Origin of the sequence: Streptomyces sp. R21 (genome assembly GCF_041051975.1) — a bacterium.
Classification (GTDB): Bacteria; Actinomycetota; Actinomycetes; order Streptomycetales; family Streptomycetaceae; genus Streptomyces.
The window spans coordinates 3,057,366-3,071,744 of sequence record NZ_CP163435.1 but is presented as its reverse complement, the minus strand read 5'-3'; the positions used below and the strand labels follow the sequence as shown (position 1 = coordinate 3,071,744).

General features: G+C 70.5%; 14 protein-coding genes. 5 read left to right on the top strand and 9 right to left on the bottom strand.

Annotation, left to right across the window (positions count from 1 at the left end):
- Position 1 precedes the first annotated feature (1 nt).
- Positions 2-799: a maleylpyruvate isomerase family mycothiol-dependent enzyme gene (locus AB5J56_RS13625; RefSeq protein WP_369232976.1), complete on the top strand. Its 798-nt coding sequence runs from the start codon at positions 2-4 to the stop codon at positions 797-799.
- A gap of 55 nt (positions 800-854) precedes the next feature.
- Here the strand turns inward: AB5J56_RS13625 and AB5J56_RS13620 are convergent, their stop codons facing one another.
- The 7 genes from AB5J56_RS13620 to AB5J56_RS13590 all read right to left on the bottom strand — a co-directional run bounded on the left by AB5J56_RS13620 (position 855) and on the right by AB5J56_RS13590 (position 7,412).
- Complete coding sequence (locus AB5J56_RS13620; protein WP_369232975.1) at positions 855-1,523, bottom strand: LAETG motif-containing sortase-dependent surface protein; 669 nt, start codon at positions 1,521-1,523, stop codon at positions 855-857.
- A 175-nt stretch (positions 1,524-1,698) separates the two neighbouring features.
- Positions 1,699-2,820: an LOG family protein gene (locus tag AB5J56_RS13615; RefSeq protein ID WP_369232974.1), complete on the bottom strand. Its 1,122-nt coding sequence runs from the start codon at positions 2,818-2,820 to the stop codon at positions 1,699-1,701.
- A 25-nt stretch (positions 2,821-2,845) separates the two neighbouring features.
- On the bottom strand, positions 2,846-3,253 hold the full coding sequence (locus AB5J56_RS13610; protein WP_369232973.1) for a VOC family protein: 408 nt from the start codon (positions 3,251-3,253) through the stop codon (positions 2,846-2,848).
- A 110-nt stretch (positions 3,254-3,363) separates the two neighbouring features.
- On the bottom strand, positions 3,364-4,602 hold the full coding sequence (locus AB5J56_RS13605; RefSeq protein WP_369232972.1) for a hypothetical protein: 1,239 nt from the start codon (positions 4,600-4,602) through the stop codon (positions 3,364-3,366).
- Positions 4,584-5,321 carry an ABC transporter ATP-binding protein gene (locus tag AB5J56_RS13600; RefSeq protein ID WP_369232971.1) on the bottom strand — a complete coding sequence of 246 codons (738 nt, stop codon included), beginning with the start codon at positions 5,319-5,321 and terminating at the stop codon, positions 4,584-4,586. Before AB5J56_RS13600 ends, AB5J56_RS13605 begins: the two co-directional genes overlap by 19 nt.
- Positions 5,322-5,520: 199 nt before the next feature.
- A complete protein-coding gene (locus AB5J56_RS13595) occupies positions 5,521-6,903 on the bottom strand; it encodes an aspartate aminotransferase family protein (RefSeq protein WP_369232970.1) in 1,383 nt (460 codons plus the stop codon).
- Positions 6,888-7,412 carry an Lrp/AsnC family transcriptional regulator gene (locus AB5J56_RS13590; RefSeq protein WP_369232969.1) on the bottom strand — a complete coding sequence of 175 codons (525 nt, stop codon included), beginning with the start codon at positions 7,410-7,412 and terminating at the stop codon, positions 6,888-6,890. Before AB5J56_RS13590 ends, AB5J56_RS13595 begins: the two co-directional genes overlap by 16 nt.
- Positions 7,413-7,598: 186 nt before the next feature.
- On the opposite strand from AB5J56_RS13590, the gene AB5J56_RS13585 reads away from it, so the two are divergent.
- Positions 7,599-9,038 (top strand): gamma-aminobutyraldehyde dehydrogenase, encoded by a 1,440-nt coding sequence (locus tag AB5J56_RS13585; protein ID WP_369232968.1) that lies wholly within the window; start codon positions 7,599-7,601, stop codon positions 9,036-9,038.
- Between the two features lie 135 nt (positions 9,039-9,173).
- On the opposite strand, the gene AB5J56_RS13580 is transcribed toward AB5J56_RS13585, so the two are convergent.
- Positions 9,174-10,181 carry an aldo/keto reductase gene (locus AB5J56_RS13580; RefSeq protein WP_369232967.1) on the bottom strand — a complete coding sequence of 336 codons (1,008 nt, stop codon included), beginning with the start codon at positions 10,179-10,181 and terminating at the stop codon, positions 9,174-9,176.
- Positions 10,182-10,347: 166 nt separating this feature from the next.
- On the opposite strand from AB5J56_RS13580, the gene AB5J56_RS13575 reads away from it, so the two are divergent.
- From AB5J56_RS13575 to AB5J56_RS13565, 3 genes are all read left to right on the top strand, one after another.
- Positions 10,348-11,229: a helix-turn-helix transcriptional regulator gene (locus AB5J56_RS13575; protein ID WP_369232966.1), complete on the top strand. Its 882-nt coding sequence runs from the start codon at positions 10,348-10,350 to the stop codon at positions 11,227-11,229.
- A gap of 125 nt (positions 11,230-11,354) precedes the next feature.
- Positions 11,355-12,545, top strand: coding sequence for a PotD/PotF family extracellular solute-binding protein (locus AB5J56_RS13570; RefSeq protein ID WP_369232965.1), 1,191 nt, complete (start codon positions 11,355-11,357; stop codon positions 12,543-12,545).
- A 60-nt stretch (positions 12,546-12,605) separates the two neighbouring features.
- The gene (locus tag AB5J56_RS13565) at positions 12,606-13,136 is read left to right on the top strand and encodes a hypothetical protein (RefSeq protein ID WP_369232964.1); all 531 of its coding nucleotides are present in this window, start codon (positions 12,606-12,608) and stop codon (positions 13,134-13,136) included.
- Here the strand turns inward: AB5J56_RS13565 and AB5J56_RS13560 are convergent.
- Positions 13,129-14,277, bottom strand: coding sequence for a serine hydrolase domain-containing protein (locus AB5J56_RS13560; RefSeq protein WP_369232963.1), 1,149 nt, complete (start codon positions 14,275-14,277; stop codon positions 13,129-13,131). The two genes, AB5J56_RS13565 and AB5J56_RS13560, sit on opposite strands and share 8 nt — an antisense overlap.
- Positions 14,278-14,379: the final 102 nt, after the last annotated feature.

Below are 14,379 nucleotides of genomic sequence, written 5' to 3'. Positions count from 1 at the left end.
CATGACGCTACTCGGACATGACCGCTACTGCGACGAAATCGAGCTCCAGGTACAGCAGTTGAGAGCAGTCGTGGCCTCCGGTGCCGATCTGTCCGCGACCGTGCCGACCTGCCCGGACTGGTCGTTGGAGGCGCTCGTACGCCACACGGGCGGGGCCCTTCGCTGGGTCGATCACATCGTCCGTACGCGGGCGCAGGGGCCTGTCCGCGACGAGGACGTGCCCTTCGCCGGCGGCCCCGAGGCCAAGGGCGACCCCGCCGCACTGGACGCCTGGCTCGCCGAGACCGGTGAGCTGCTCGTCGCCGCGCTGCGCGAGGCCGGGCCCGGCACGCAGGTGTGGGCGTGGGCCGGGATCCACGACTCCGGCTTCTGGGCCCGCCGGATGACGCACGAGCTGACGATCCACCGCGCCGACGCGACACTGGCCGCCGGGCTGCCGTACGAGGTAGCGCCCGAGGTGGCCGCCGACGCGATCGACGAGTGGCTCCAGATCGTCGAGTACGTGCAGCGGACGGACCCGCACGACGCGGCGCGCCAGCTGACCGGCCCCGATCGCAGCATCCACCTCCACGCAACGGACAGCGCAAAGGAGTTGAATGCGGAGTGGCTCGTCGAGCTCGGCGAAAAGGGCGTCACCTGGCGGCGCGGCCACGAGAAGGCGACGGTCGCACTGCGTGGTCCGCTGACCGCAGTCCTGCTCGGTTTCTACCGCCGACTGCCGCTGGACAGCGCCGAGTTGGAGGTCCTGGGCGAGCGTGAGCTGCTGGAGTTCTGGCTGGAGCGCGCGACCTTCGGGTAGGCGTGTGGCCCGCCCCCTGCACGCAGGGAACGGGCCACGGCTCGGCGAAGGCTGATCAGTTGGACTTCGATGCGCCACGGCGGCGCATGCCGAAGAACACCGCGCCGCCGCCGACCAGGACGAGGGCACCGGCGATACCGGCGATCATGGGGGTGTTGGAGTTCGCACCGGTCTCGGCGAGGTTGGAGTCACCGGCCGCGGGGGACGGGGAGTTGTCGCCGGTCGTGGTGGCGGGGGCGGTGCTGCTCGACTCGGACGGGGTCTCCGAGGGCGAGGGCGTCTCAGAGGCGGAGGGGGTGTCCGACGGCTTCGGAGTCTCCGAAGGCGAGGGAGTCCCGGTCTCCGAACCCGAGCCCTTGCACGCCTCGGACGGCGTGGTCAGGTTCGGCGTGATGTCCTCGTCGACGATGTTCGCGGCCTTGATGTGGACGCGGTACTGGGCCTTCGGGGCCCATTCCTCGGAGAACGTGAGGGTCGCGCCGGCGCTGGTGCCGGTGACCTTCTTCTCGCCGACGAGCTTCTCGTCGGCGCCGTTCGACTCGAGGTAGACCGAGACGGTGGCTTCCTTGCCGGAGGCGTCCGTGTCGGTGACGGTGATGGTGCCCTTCCCGTTGTCGTCGCAGCCGGCGACGGCGGAGAAGTCACGGATGTTGCAAGCCATTGCGTTGCCGGCGACACCGAGCGCGAGCGCGGCGGTGGCGGAGGCAACACCGAGGATGCGCACTGAACGTGCGGTACGGCGAGATATGGACACGATTGCCCTTCACAGGTTGTGCAACTGCGGGGGGTTAGGGGGTTCTGCGCGACAACAGCGCCCCCACGAGTCTCACAGGTTTATAAGTGCCGCCTAAGGGATGTCAATCCGTAGAGGCCGCATGCCCGTTGGCTTTGCCTTGCCATTAACCGCCCAGGTGTTTGAGCGCCTCCGGAGCGTCATCGATGCTGTCGACCAGCGCGATCCGGGACTCCATCGCGCGCTGCCTGGCCAGGGACTGCAGGAGCGGCCACGTCGGGTGCTTCTCGGTCCAGTGCGCGCGGTTCACCAGGACCATGGGGGTGGGCTCGCCCCGGGACTCGTAGTAGTTCGGGGTCGCGTTGTCGAAGATCTCCTGGACCGTGCCCGCGGCGCCCGGCAGAAAGACGACACCCGCGTTCGAGCGGGCCAGCAGCCCGTCCTCCCGGGTGGCGTTGGCGAAGTACTTGGCGATGTGCGAGGCGAAGGCGTTCGGCGGCTCGTGGCCGTAGAACCAGGTGGGGATGCCGACCGAGAGACCGCCCTTCGGCCAGCGGGCCCGCACCTCGAAGGCGGACCGCGCCCAGTCGGTGATCGAGGGAGAGAACGACGGTTCCTTCGCGAGGAGTTGGCAGGCCTCCTCCAGCATGGCGTCGTCGTACGGCGCCGCGTACGCGCCCAGGTTCGCGGCCTCCATCGCGCCCGGTCCGCCGCCGGTCGCCACCGTGAACCCGGCGCGCGTCAGCTCGCGGCCCAGGCGCGCGGCACCGGCGTACGCCTCCGTTCCGCGCGCCATGGCGTGACCGCCCATGACGCCCACCACCCGGGTGCCGCCCAGGAGTTCGTCGAGGGCGTCGGAGATCGAGTCGTCGTGGACGGCGCGCAGCATCGACGCGTAGACGTCGCGGTCGGCCCCGGTCCGCCGGAACCAGTCGTAGGCGAGGGCGTCCGGCGTCCGCTCGTACCCCTGGTCGAGCGAGGCGAACAGCTCGTCGGCCGTGTAGAGGTGCCCGCGGTAGGGGTCGAAGGGCAGGTGCGGGACCGGCGGGAAGACCAACGCGCCGTCGGCGCGCACCTTCTCGGCCGCGTCCTCCCGCATCGGGCAGCCGAGGAAGACGGCCTGCGCGGTGTCCGTGGCGAGCAACTCCCGCGTGCGGTCCGTCAGATCGACGGCCTGTACGCGGTAGCCGGCCAGGGTGCCGCGGGCCGAGACGGTCGCGTCGAACTCCTCGAGCGTCTCGATCTCGCGGTCGTCGTGATGGGCCGCATGGGCCGGGCTCGTCTGCACGGGCCCATGCTAGGGGGCCTCTGATTCAGCCCTGGACGGCAGCCGGGTCCATCCACATGACCTCCCAGGTGTGGCCGTCGAGGTCGTCGAAGGAACGGCCGTACATGAAGCCCTGGTCCATCGCCTCCTCGGTGCCCGTGCCCCCCGCCGCGAGCGCCTTGTCGACCAGTTCGTCGACCTTCGCGCGGCTCTCCGCGCTCAGACACAGCAGCACCTCGCTGGTCGTGGTCGGGTCCGCGATCTCCTTCTTCGTGAAGTCCGCGTAGCGCTGCTTGCTCAGCATCATCGCGACGATGGTGTCGCTGATCACGACACAGGCGCAGTCGTCCGTGGAGAACTGCGGGTTGATCGTGTACCCGAGCTCCGTGAAGAACTTCTTCGAGGCGTCGACGTCGTTCACGGCCAGGTTCACGAAGATCATCTGCTGGTACATGTGAGGTCTCTCCCTGTGAGGTGGTGTGCCGTACGAGGGGTAGACGGCTGATCCGCACACAACTCATCGGTCCGCGCGGATCTTTTCCGTACGTGTTCTCAGCCGTGTTCTCAGCCGGCCAGCGGAATCGCCGCGAGCTCGGCGACCATCCAGGTCAGCGGGAGGAACACGGCGGCCAGCGCGCCCGCGCGCAGCAGCGCCGCGCTGCGCAGCACCGTCGCGGGCGCCCCCAGCCGCAGCAGCGCCGCCGTGGTGTCCGCGCGCGCCTGTCTGGCCTCGACCGCCGCGGTGAGCAGCGTCGCGACGGCGCATCCGGCGACGAGCAGCGCGCCCAGGGTGGTGAGCGGCCCGAACGAGGGGCGCGCGCCCGCGTAAAGGGTCGCCACGGCGTAGGCCCCGGAGGCCACCGCGCACACCACGCCCAGCGGACGCCCGATGCGCCGGGCCTCCTCCTGGAGGATGCGCCCGGCGAGCAGCCGTAGCGCTCCCGGGCGTACGGACTGCAGCAGGCGCCCGCACAGGTGGGTGATCGCGGGCCCGGCCAGGGCGAGTCCGACCGCGGTGAGGGTCCAGCCGGCGAGCACCCCGGCGGGTCCGCCCGCGAAGCCGCCCGGCAGGACGGGCCCGGAGGCCTGCCCGGAGCGGCTCGCGTACGTCTCCACGGCGAGGCCCGCGGCGAGGACGGCCGTGCCCCAGGGGAGCCCGCCCGGGGCGGGGAGGGGCGGCGCGGGGTGCTGCGGGTCGAGCGGGCGGCCGGGCTGGTCGGCGTAGGGGCCCGCCTCGGCGTTCGTACGGGATGCCCCGCGGGCGCCGTGCCGTCCGGCGCGCGCCGGCTTCCCGCCCCGCGGTCGCAGCACCAGCGCGGCGGAGACCGACGCGGCCAGCGGGACGAGCACCAGCAGGGTCAGGGCGGCCGGAAGGGGGAGCGGCTCCTTCGCGGCCAGCAGGTCGGCCGCGGCGCGGTCGAAGGGCATCCCCGTCAGGTCGCCGCGCAGATGCAGGAAGAAGAGCAGCGCGAGCATCGAGCCGAGGGTGCAGGACAGGGCGGTCGTGGTGGCGGAGATGGCCATCAGCCGTCCGGGGCCGAGCCCCACCGCCGCGAGCCCGGGGCGCGGCCGGGTCCCCGGGTCCGTCCGGGCGACGGCGACCGCGAAGTACACGGTGGCGGCGGCGGGCGCGACGCACCAGGCGAGCCGGAGGGCCGAGCCGCCCGGGTCGTCCGGGTGCCCCATGGCGTACCCCAGCGTGCACAGCAGCAGGAAGCCGGTGCCCGCCGCGGCGGCGGCGACCAGGAGCCGGCGGAGCTGGACCAGGGGGTGGGCCCCGCGGGCTAGACGGAGAGCGAGCACGCGGCCCGGCCTTCCGACTCGGCGACCGGGGGCAGGTGGACGGTGTTCACGCGCCGTCCGTCGAGCAGCGACACCGTGCGGTCGGCGAGCGCCGCCGTGTCCGCGTCGTGCGTGGCCAGCACCACCGTGATGCCGTGCGAGCGGGCCGCCGTGGTGAGGGTGCGCAGCACCTGGGCGCGGTCGGCACGGTGCAGCGGGGCGGTGGGCTCGTCGGCGAAGAGCACGGTGGGGGCCGCGACGAGGGCACGCGCGATGGCCACCCGCTGGCGCTCGGACTGGAGCAGGGCGTGCGGGCGCTTGCGGGCGCAGTCGCCGATGTCGAGGCGCTCCAGCCACTCCAGGGCGGCGGTCTTGGCGCCCTTGCGTCCGTTGCCGCGCAGCATCAGCGGCAGGGCCGCGTTCTCCCAGGCGTTCAGCTCGGGGACGAGCACCGGCGCCGGGTCGATCCAGCCGAAGCGGTCGCGGCGCAGCCGTTCGCGGGTGAGCGCGCCCATGGTGTGCACGGGCGTGCTGTTGAACCAGACCTCGCCCTCCTGGGGCAGAAGCTGTCCGGACAGGCACTGCAGGAGGGTCGTCTTGCCGCTGCCGCGCGGGCCGCCGACGGCGAGGATCTCGCCCTCGCGGACGCCGAGCGAGACGCCGCTGAGCGCGAGCGAGCCGTTGTGCTTGACGTGCAGGGCACGTGCCCAGAGCACGTCGTTGTCCGGCGGGGCCACCATCGCGTACACCTCGTTCAGATCTGATTCACCGAGCCAAGTCCCCCGGACGGGGGAACGAAGGCAGGGCCGATCGGTCACTGGGCACGCTAGGTATTCGGGGGCGGGAGGCCGGACAGCACGCGGCCCCGGGCCGCCCATTCTCACTCGAACGGGCGCCACCGGGGCCGGTGTTGATCACAGGATCACAAGGATCCGACGATCAGAGCTTGGTCCACGCCTCCGTCAGCACCTGACGGATGATCCCCTCGATCTCGTCGAAGGTCGACTGGTCGGAGATCAGCGGCGGCGACAGCTGGATGACCGGGTCACCGCGGTCGTCGGCGCGGCAGTAGAGGCCGTACTCGAAGAGCTTCTTGGAGACGAAGCCGTAGAGCACGCGCTCCGACTCCTCGTCCGTGAAGGTCTCCTTGGTGGCCTTGTCCTTCACCAGCTCGATGCCGTAGAAGAAGCCGTTGCCGCGGACGTCGCCGACGATCGGCAGGTCGTGCAGCTTCTGGAGGGTCTTCAGGAAGTTCGCCTCGTTGTCGAGCACGTGCTGGTTGAGGCCCTCGCGCTCGAAGATGTCGAGGTTGGTGAGCGCCACGGCCGCGGAGACCGGGTGGCCGCCGAAGGTGTAGCCGTGCAGGAAGGTGTTGTCGCCCTTGTAGAACGGCTCGGCGATCTTGTCGGAGACGATGCAGGCGCCGATCGGGGAGTAGCCCGAGGTCATGCCCTTGGCACAGGTGATCATGTCCGGGATGTAGTCGAACTTGTCACAGGCGAACATCGTGCCGAGGCGGCCGAAGGCGCAGATGACCTCGTCGGAGACGAGCAGCACGTCGTACTTGTCGCAGATCTCGCGCACGCGCTGGAAGTACCCGGGCGGCGGCGGGAAGCAGCCGCCGGCGTTCTGCACCGGCTCCAGGAAGACGGCGGCGACGGTCTCCGGACCCTCGAAGAGGATCTCCTGCTCGATCTGGTCGGCGGCCCAGCGGCCGAAGGCGACCGGGTCGTCGCCGTGGATCGAGGCGCGGTAGATGTTGGTGTTCGGCACCTTGTGCGCGCCCGGGACGAGCGGCTCGAAGGGGGCCTTCAGGGCGGGCAGGCCGGTGATCGACAGGGCGCCCTGCGGGGTGCCGTGGTAGGCGACCGCACGCGAGATGACCTTGTACTTCGTGTGGTTGCCGGTGAGCTTGTGGTACTGCTTCGCCAGCTTCCACGCGGTCTCCACGGCCTCGCCGCCACCCGTGGTGAAGAAGACCTTGTTGAGGTCGCCGGGCGCGTGGTGCGCGAGACGCTCGGCGAGCTCCACCGCCTTCGGGTGGGCGTACGACCAGATGGGGAAGAAGGCCAGCTCCTGCGCCTGCTTGAAGGCGGTCTCGGCCAGCTCGGTACGGCCGTGGCCCGCCTGGACCACGAACAGACCCGCGAGACCGTCCAGGTAGCGCTTGCCCTTGTCGTCGTAGATGTAAGTGCCCTCGCCACGAACGATCGTGGGGACGGGCGCGTTCTCGTACGAGGACATGCGGGTGAAGTGCATCCACAGGTGGTCGTACGCGGTTCGGCTGAGGTCCTTGGTGCTCACGGCTATCGGGTTCCCCACATGTAGGTCTGCTTCTTGAGCTTCAGATAAACGAAGCTCTCGGTGGAGCGCACGCCGGGCAGGGCCCGGATGCGTTTGTTGATGACGTCCAGCAGGTGGTCGTCGTCCTCGCAGACGATCTCGGCGAGGATGTCGAACGAGCCCGCGGTCATCACCACGTACTCGACTTCCGACATGGCCGTCAGCGCGTCCGCCACCGGGTCGAGGTCGCCCTCGACATTGACGCCCACCATCGCCTGCCTGCGGAAACCCACGGTGAGCGGGTCCGTGACGGCGACGATCTGCATCACGCCCTGGTCGAGCAGCTTCTGCACGCGCTGGCGCACGGCCGCCTCGGAGAGGCCGACGGCCTTGCCGATCGCGGCGTACGGACGGCGTCCGTCCTGCTGCAACTGCTCGATGATGGCGAGGGAGACGGCATCCAGCTGGGGAGTGCCGTTCCTGGACTCACGGGTGTCCCGTGCGTCCCTGGGGTCTGCGCTTCGACTGGCCACGACCTCACTGTGCACGACGTCTCGACAGTTCCGCAAGGCCGTAGCGATGAAATTCGTTGTTTACGAGTACGTGTCTTGCGGATTTCGCAGTTCTGGGGCGACCAGGGGTGTTGAAAACGTGGCAGCACGGATTAGGGTGGGTCCCAGGCATCTCAGGTAGTGGACACCTGGGTCGTTGGACACCGACAGGAGGGCCGGGCAGTGAGCACCGAGCTGCGTCGTCTGCGCAATTACATCGACGGAGAATTCCGCGATGCCGCCGATGGGCGGACCACGGAGGTGGTCAACCCCGCGACCGGTGAGGCGTACGCGACCGCGCCGCTTTCCGGACAGGCGGACGTCGACGCCGCGATGGCGGCCGCCGCCGAGGCCTTCCCGGCCTGGCGCGACCAGACGCCCGCCGAGCGGCAGAAGGCCCTCCTGAAGATCGCTGACGCGTTCGAGGAGCGCGCCGAGGAGCTCATCGCGGCCGAGGTGGAGAACACGGGCAAGCCGATCGGGCTGACCCGCTCCGAGGAGATCCCGCCGATGGTGGACCAGATCCGCTTCTTCGCGGGCGCCGCCCGCATGCTGGAGGGGCGGAGCGCCGGCGAGTACATGGAGGGCATGACCTCCATCATCCGCCGTGAGCCGATCGGCGTCTGCGCGCAGGTCGCGCCGTGGAACTACCCGATGATGATGGCCGTATGGAAGTTCGCCCCGGCGCTCGCCGCGGGCAACACGGTCGTCCTCAAGCCCTCGGACACGACCCCCGCCTCCACCGTCCTGATCGCCGACATCATCGGCGGCATCCTGCCCAAGGGCGTCTTCAACGTCATTACCGGCGACCGTGACACCGGCCGCGCGATGGTCGAGCACCCGACCCCGGCGATGGCCTCCATCACCGGTTCGGTGCGCGCGGGCATGTCCGTCGCCGAGTCCGCCTCCAAGGACCTCAAGCGGGTCCACCTGGAGCTGGGCGGCAAGGCGCCGGTCGTGGTCTTCGAGGACACCGACATCGCCAAGGCCGTCGAGGACATCTCGGTCGCGGGCTTCTTCAACGCCGGCCAGGACTGTACGGCCGCCACCCGCGTCCTCGTCCAGGAGTCGATCCACGACGAGTTCGTGGCCGCGCTCGCCAAGGCCGCCGCGGACACGAAGACCGGGCAGCCGGACGACGAGGACGTGCTCTACGGGCCGCTCAACAACCCGAACCAGCTCAAGCAGGTCACCGGGTTCATCGAGCGCCTGCCCGCCCACGCCAAGGTCGAGGCGGGTGGCCACCGGGTCGGCGAGAAGGGCTACTTCTACGCCGCGACCGTCGTCTCCGGCCTGAAGCAGGACGACGAGATCATCCAGAACGAGGTCTTCGGCCCGGTCATCACCGTGCAGTCCTTCTCGGACGAGGCGCAGGCGATCCAGTGGGCGAACGGCGTCGACTACGCCCTCGCCTCCTCGGTGTGGACCAAGGACCACGGGCGCGCGATGCGGCTGTCCAAGTCCCTCGACTTCGGCTGCGTGTGGATCAACACCCACATCCCGCTGGTCGCCGAGATGCCGCACGGCGGCTTCAAGAAGTCCGGCTACGGCAAGGACCTCTCGGCCTACGGCTTCGAGGACTACACCCGCATCAAGCACGTGATGACGTCGCTGGACGCGTAGGTCTTTCAACGGCGCGGCCCCGGACGGGAGTTGATCCCGTCCGGGGCCGCGCCGTTTCCCCCTCCGGGGTGGTCGGGCGTCCTTGGTGCGCGCGCTGAGGCCGGGGTCGCCCGGAGGCCGGGCCGACCGTGGAGGTCAGCCCGCCGCGATGTACGACGACTCCGCCGCCGTCAGCTCCAGCGCGGCCGCCCGCTGCCAGTCCGCCGTCTGTTCCGGTCGGCGGGCCCCCACGATCGCACCCGTGACACCCGGCCGGGCCAGGACCCACGCGATGGCGACGGCACCGACGGTCGTGCCGTGCGCCTCGGCGACCGTACGCAGCCGTTCGACCGTGTCCAGGTTGCGATCGAGGTCGCGGGTGAAGTCCGGGTGCGTGCGGCGCCAGTCGGAGGGGGCGAGGGACGCCACGCGTTCGCGGGTGAAGGAACCGGTGAGCAGGCCGGAGTGCTGCGGCGAGTAGACGATCACGCCGGTGCCGTGGTCCGCGGCCCAGTCGATCTCCGGCTCGGCGGTGCGGTTGAGGACGGACAGCGGCGGCTGGATCGCGTCGACGGGTGCGATCCGCCGGGCGATCTCCAGCTGCTCGGGACCGTGGTTGGACAGCCCGATCGCCCGCACCTTGCCCTCGGCCTTCAGATCGGCCATGACCTGCCAGTACTCCTCCAGCGGGGTGACCCGGCCGCCCCCGGCGGGAGTGCCCTCGCCGTCCCAGTCCAGTGAGGCGCCCGTGTCCGGCCAGTGCACCTGGTAGAGGTCGATCGTCTCGACGCCGAGCCGGCGCAGCGAGTCCTCGACCTCGCGGCGCACGCTGTCGGGCCGCATGATCCGGCTGGGCGCGAGGGTCGGGTTCTCCGGGTCCCAGACGAGGCCCGCCTTGGTGAAGACGTATGGGCGGTCGGCCTCGGGCAGCCCGGCCAGCGCCTTGCCGATCACCTCCTCGGAGTGCCCGAGGCCGTACACGGCAGCCGTGTCGATCCAGTTGACGCCGAGCTCGACCGCGCGGTGCACGGTCGCGATCGACTGCGCGTCGTCCTGTGCGCCCCAGGTGAAGCGCCAGCCGTCACCGCCGAACGACCAGCCGCCGAGACCGATCCTGGAGAGGGACAGTCCGGTCGAGCCGAGGGAGCGCCGGGGGAGAGTCATCGTCGTACATCCGTCCATGAGTTGTCCGCCGCCGTCCGTGCGTCGGGCACGGACGCCGCCTGTGACCACGACTCTGCGCCTGTCGCCGGAGCCCCGACAGGCACGTCCGAACGGGGGGAAAGACTTGACCACCCACGCGCGCCGCCCGCCGGGGATACTCGGACGCATGACAGCGGTGGGAGAGCGGCGTACCGAACTCAGCCAGTTCCTGCGGTCCCGGCGGGCCCGGCTCCGGCCGGACGACGTGGGGCTGGCCTCCTACGGGCAGCGCCGGGTGCCGGGGCTGCGCCGCGAGGAGCTGGCGCAGCTCGCGGGCGTCAGCGTCGAGTACTACGTACGGCTGGAGCAGGGCCGCAACCCGCATGTGTCGGACGGCGTGCTCGAAGCCGTGGGGCGGGCGCTGCGCCTGGACGAGGCCGAGCAGGAGCACCTGCGCAACCTCGCCCGCCCGGACCGGGCGCTGCCGGCCCGCCCCAGCAGGGCCCGTGCACCGCAGGGTGCCGCCGTACGGCCCGCGCTGCGCCGGCTGATCGACGCGCAGCCGGGGCCCGCCTATCTGTGCGGGCACGCCACCCAGGTGATGGCCTGGAACTCCCTCGCGGCCGCCGTCTTCGGCGACTTCGGCCAACTGCCGCCGGACGAGCGGACGTTCGCGCATCTCGTGTTCCTCGACCCCGCCTACCGCGAGCTGTTCGCGGACAGTTGGGGGGCCAAGGCGGAGTCCACGGTCGCGTTCCTGCGGGTCGGCGCGGGACGGCACCAGGACGATCCCGTACTGGCCGGGCTGATCGGCACGCTCGCCATGAAGAGCGAGGAGTTCCGGGTGCTGTGGGCGCGCCAGGACGTACGGGACAAGGGGCCCGGGCGGTACGGGCTGCGCCATCCGCTGGTCGGCGCGCTCGACCTCGACTTCGAGATCCTGCACACCCCGGAGCCCGGCCAGGTCCTGGTCAACTATCTGCCGGTGCCGGGCACGGGCGCGGAGGACGCGCTCGGACTGCTCGCCAGTTGGAGCGCGCCGGTCGCCACCCGTCGGCGTACGGACTGAGCCGTATGGTCTGAGCCGCGGCGACCGCTCCCGTATGGACTGATCGACAGGGTGTCGGGTCGGTGCGCCACCGCTTGACGCAGCGTCCATTGTTCGAGCACAGGGCATGACGGCATGCTGCCCACGTGCCCCACACGCCGAAGAAGTTCTCGCCGTCCCGTCGGTCCCTGCTGCGTGCCCTCGGCGGTGGTGCGGCGCTCGGCGCCCTCGCGGGCTGCGGGGTCCCCGCCGCCTATGTGTCACCCGGCGACCGTGCCGGAGCCGACCTCTCCGCCAGTGACAAGCGGCTGACCTGGGCGAACTGGCCGCTGTACATCGACACCGACGACGAGGACACGACTCGGCGGCCCACGCTGGACGCCTTCGAGGAGCGCACCGGGATCTCCGTCGACTACGTCGAGGAGATCAACGACAACGACGAGTTCTTCGGCAAGATCAGCCCCTCCCTCATGAACCACCAGCGGACGGGCCGCGACCTGATCGTCATCAGCGACTGGATGTGCGCCCGGTTCGTCCGGCTCGGCTGGGTCCAGGAAATGGACCGCGCCCGCCAGCCCAACGTCACCAAGTACCTTGACCCGCTGCTGCGTTCGCCCGCTTTCGACCCAGGGCGCAGGTCGACCGTGCCGTGGCAGTCCGGGATCACCGGCATCGCGTACAACCGCCGCAGGGTCGGCCGCGAGATCAAGCACGTCTCCGACCTGTGGGCGGACGACCTGAAGGGCCGGGTCACCCTGCTCTCCGGCCTCGACGAGGCGTTCGCGCTGCTCATGCAGGGCAACGGCGTCGACATCACCCGGTGGACCGCGGACGACTTCCACCGGGTCTGCGACCAGGTCGAGAAGAACGTGCGCAGCGGCCACATCCGGCGCTTCACGGGCAACGACTACATCAAGGACCTGTCGAGCGGTGACGTCCTCGCCTGTCAGGCGTACTCCGGGGACGTGATCCAGCTCCAGGCCGACGACCCCGACATCCGCTTCGTCGTCCCCGAGGAGGGCGCGGAGCTCTGGGCGGAGTCGCTGATGATCCCCAACCTGGCCCGCCACAAGGCCAACGCGGAGAAGCTCGTCGACTACTACTACCAGCCGGAGGTCGCCGCGGAACTGGCCGCCTGGGTCAACTACGTCTGCCCGGTCCCCGCCGCCCAGGACATCCTCGCCTCGTCCAAGGACAAGGACACCGCCGCCCTCGCCGAGGACCCGCTGATCTTCCCCGACTCCGGGATGCGCAGGCGCCTCGCGATCGCCCGCGACATCACGTCCACGGAACGCACGGAGTTCGCCAAGCGGTGGAACGCGATCGCGGGGCTGTAGCGCCTTCAGCGGGTACGGGGCGGGTTTTGAACACGTTCAAGTAGGGCGTACGCTCCTGCCATGAGCGACAGTGGTGACAGAGTCGCCCTTCTCCAGGGCATCCGTGCGTGGCTGGTCCTCTTCGTCGTCTGCCTCGTGCTGAGCGGGGCGACGGCCTTCCCCCTGGTGCACGAACTGCACTGGACCGAAGACCTGTTGAGGTCCCTGTCCGTGCCGGAGCACCTGCCCGCCCTCATGGACTGGATCGAGCGCGTACGGCAGGGGATCGACGTCGCCGACGAGCAGTACCCCTTCCTGCTGTACGGCACCGACTGGCTGGCGTTCGCGCACCTCGTGATCGCGGTCGCCTTCTACGGGCCCTACCGCGACCCGGTCCGCAACATCTGGGTCGTCGAGTTCGCGATGATCGCCTGCGCCGGCATCGTCCCGCTCGCCCTGATCTGCGGACCGCTCCGCTCCATCCCCTTCTGGTGGTCGGTCATCGACATGTCCTTCGGGGTCTTCGGGGTGATCCCGCTGTACGTCGTGCGCAGGAAGATCAAGCGACTGGAGGCACTGACCGCCGTCTTTGCCCCCGTGCTCGCTACTTGAGCGCCGCGAGCGCGATCCGCTGCGCCACCGGGTTCATCGACTCGCCCTTCGCGTCCGTGGAGTTGACCGAGTAGACGAGGGTGCGGGAGAGGTCGCGGGTGGCCACGACGACCGCGCTGTAGCCGTAGCGGGCGCCCGACTTGAGCCAGTACACCTTGCCGCCGTACTCGAAGCGCTGGAGCCCGGCGCTCATGTCGGCACCCTCGATGTTCGAGGGGACGGTGAACATCTCCTCCAACTGCGGCTTCGGGACGATCTCGCCCCGGAAGAGGTGGGTGATCAGCCGCTCCAGGTCCGCGGTCGTGGAGATCATGTCGCCGGCCGCCCAGCGGTCCGCCTGGTTCCACTCGGTGACATCGACGAACTCCGTCGTGCCGTCCGCCTGCTTCACCGCCTGGTAGCCGTGGTTGTGCGGGCCGTGGATGCGGGGGTCGGTGCCGGGGAAGTACGTGTGGTGCATCCCGGCGGGGCGCAGCACGCGCCGGGTGGCCTCGGAGGCGTACGAGTGTCCCGTGACCTTCTCGATCAGCATGCCGAGGATCGTGTAGTTGATGTTCAGGTAGTCCTGCTGCTCACCCGGGTCGAACTCCGGGCCCTTCGCCACCGCCGAGGCGACGACCTGCTGCGGCGTGAGCGTGTCGAAGCGGTGCGCGTACGCGTCCTCGAAGGCGTCGCCGAAGCCGTCACCCGCCTGGATCCCGCTGGTGTGGTTCAGCAGCTGCCGTACGGTGACGGGCTTGAAGGCGGACGACAGGAGCCCGGGGAGATAGTGCTGCACCGGGGTGCCCAGGTCGACCTTGCCCTCCGCCGCGAGTCGCAGCACCACCGCCGCCGTGACCACCTTCGTGGTCGAACCTGCGCGGAAGAGCGCGTTCGGGTCCGCCTTCCGGCCGCCGGCGAGATCGTGCACGCCCGCGCTGCCGCGCCAGCGGCCGTCGGTGCCCCCGACCCGCACCAGCGCGGCGGTCGCGTCCGCGTCCGGGAGCCCGGCGAGCGCGGCGCGCAGGGCCTCGGCGTCGGGTCCGGTCGTCCGCGCGGCGACCGTGCCGGGGGAGGCGAGCGCGGGCGCGCTCAGGGGGCCGGCGGCGAGACCGAGGGCGAGGGCGGCGACGAGGGCAACTACGGGGCGGCGTACGGCCATTGAGCACTCCTGTGATCGATGCGCGGTCGAAGATGATGTTCATCCTGCGGCCGTACGCGTTGCCCAGGGATCGTCACTGAGGAGGGGCCGTCCCCCGCATCG

What these genes read in the sequence shown, in the direction of transcription:
- AB5J56_RS13625 (WP_369232976.1), top strand. Translation starts at nt 2, where the DNA reads ATGACGCTACTCGGACATGACCGCTACTGCGACGAAATCGAGCTCCAG.
- AB5J56_RS13610 (WP_369232973.1), bottom strand. Translation starts at nt 3,253, where the DNA reads ATGTACCAGCAGATGATCTTCGTGAACCTGGCCGTGAACGACGTCGAC.
- AB5J56_RS13600 (WP_369232971.1), bottom strand. Translation starts at nt 5,321, where the DNA reads ATGGTGGCCCCGCCGGACAACGACGTGCTCTGGGCACGTGCCCTGCAC.
- AB5J56_RS13580 (WP_369232967.1), bottom strand. Translation starts at nt 10,181, where the DNA reads ATGACTCTCCCCCGGCGCTCCCTCGGCTCGACCGGACTGTCCCTCTCC.
- AB5J56_RS13575 (WP_369232966.1), top strand. Translation starts at nt 10,348, where the DNA reads ATGACAGCGGTGGGAGAGCGGCGTACCGAACTCAGCCAGTTCCTGCGG.
- AB5J56_RS13565 (WP_369232964.1), top strand. Translation starts at nt 12,606, where the DNA reads ATGAGCGACAGTGGTGACAGAGTCGCCCTTCTCCAGGGCATCCGTGCG.
- AB5J56_RS13560 (WP_369232963.1), bottom strand. Translation starts at nt 14,277, where the DNA reads ATGGCCGTACGCCGCCCCGTAGTTGCCCTCGTCGCCGCCCTCGCCCTC.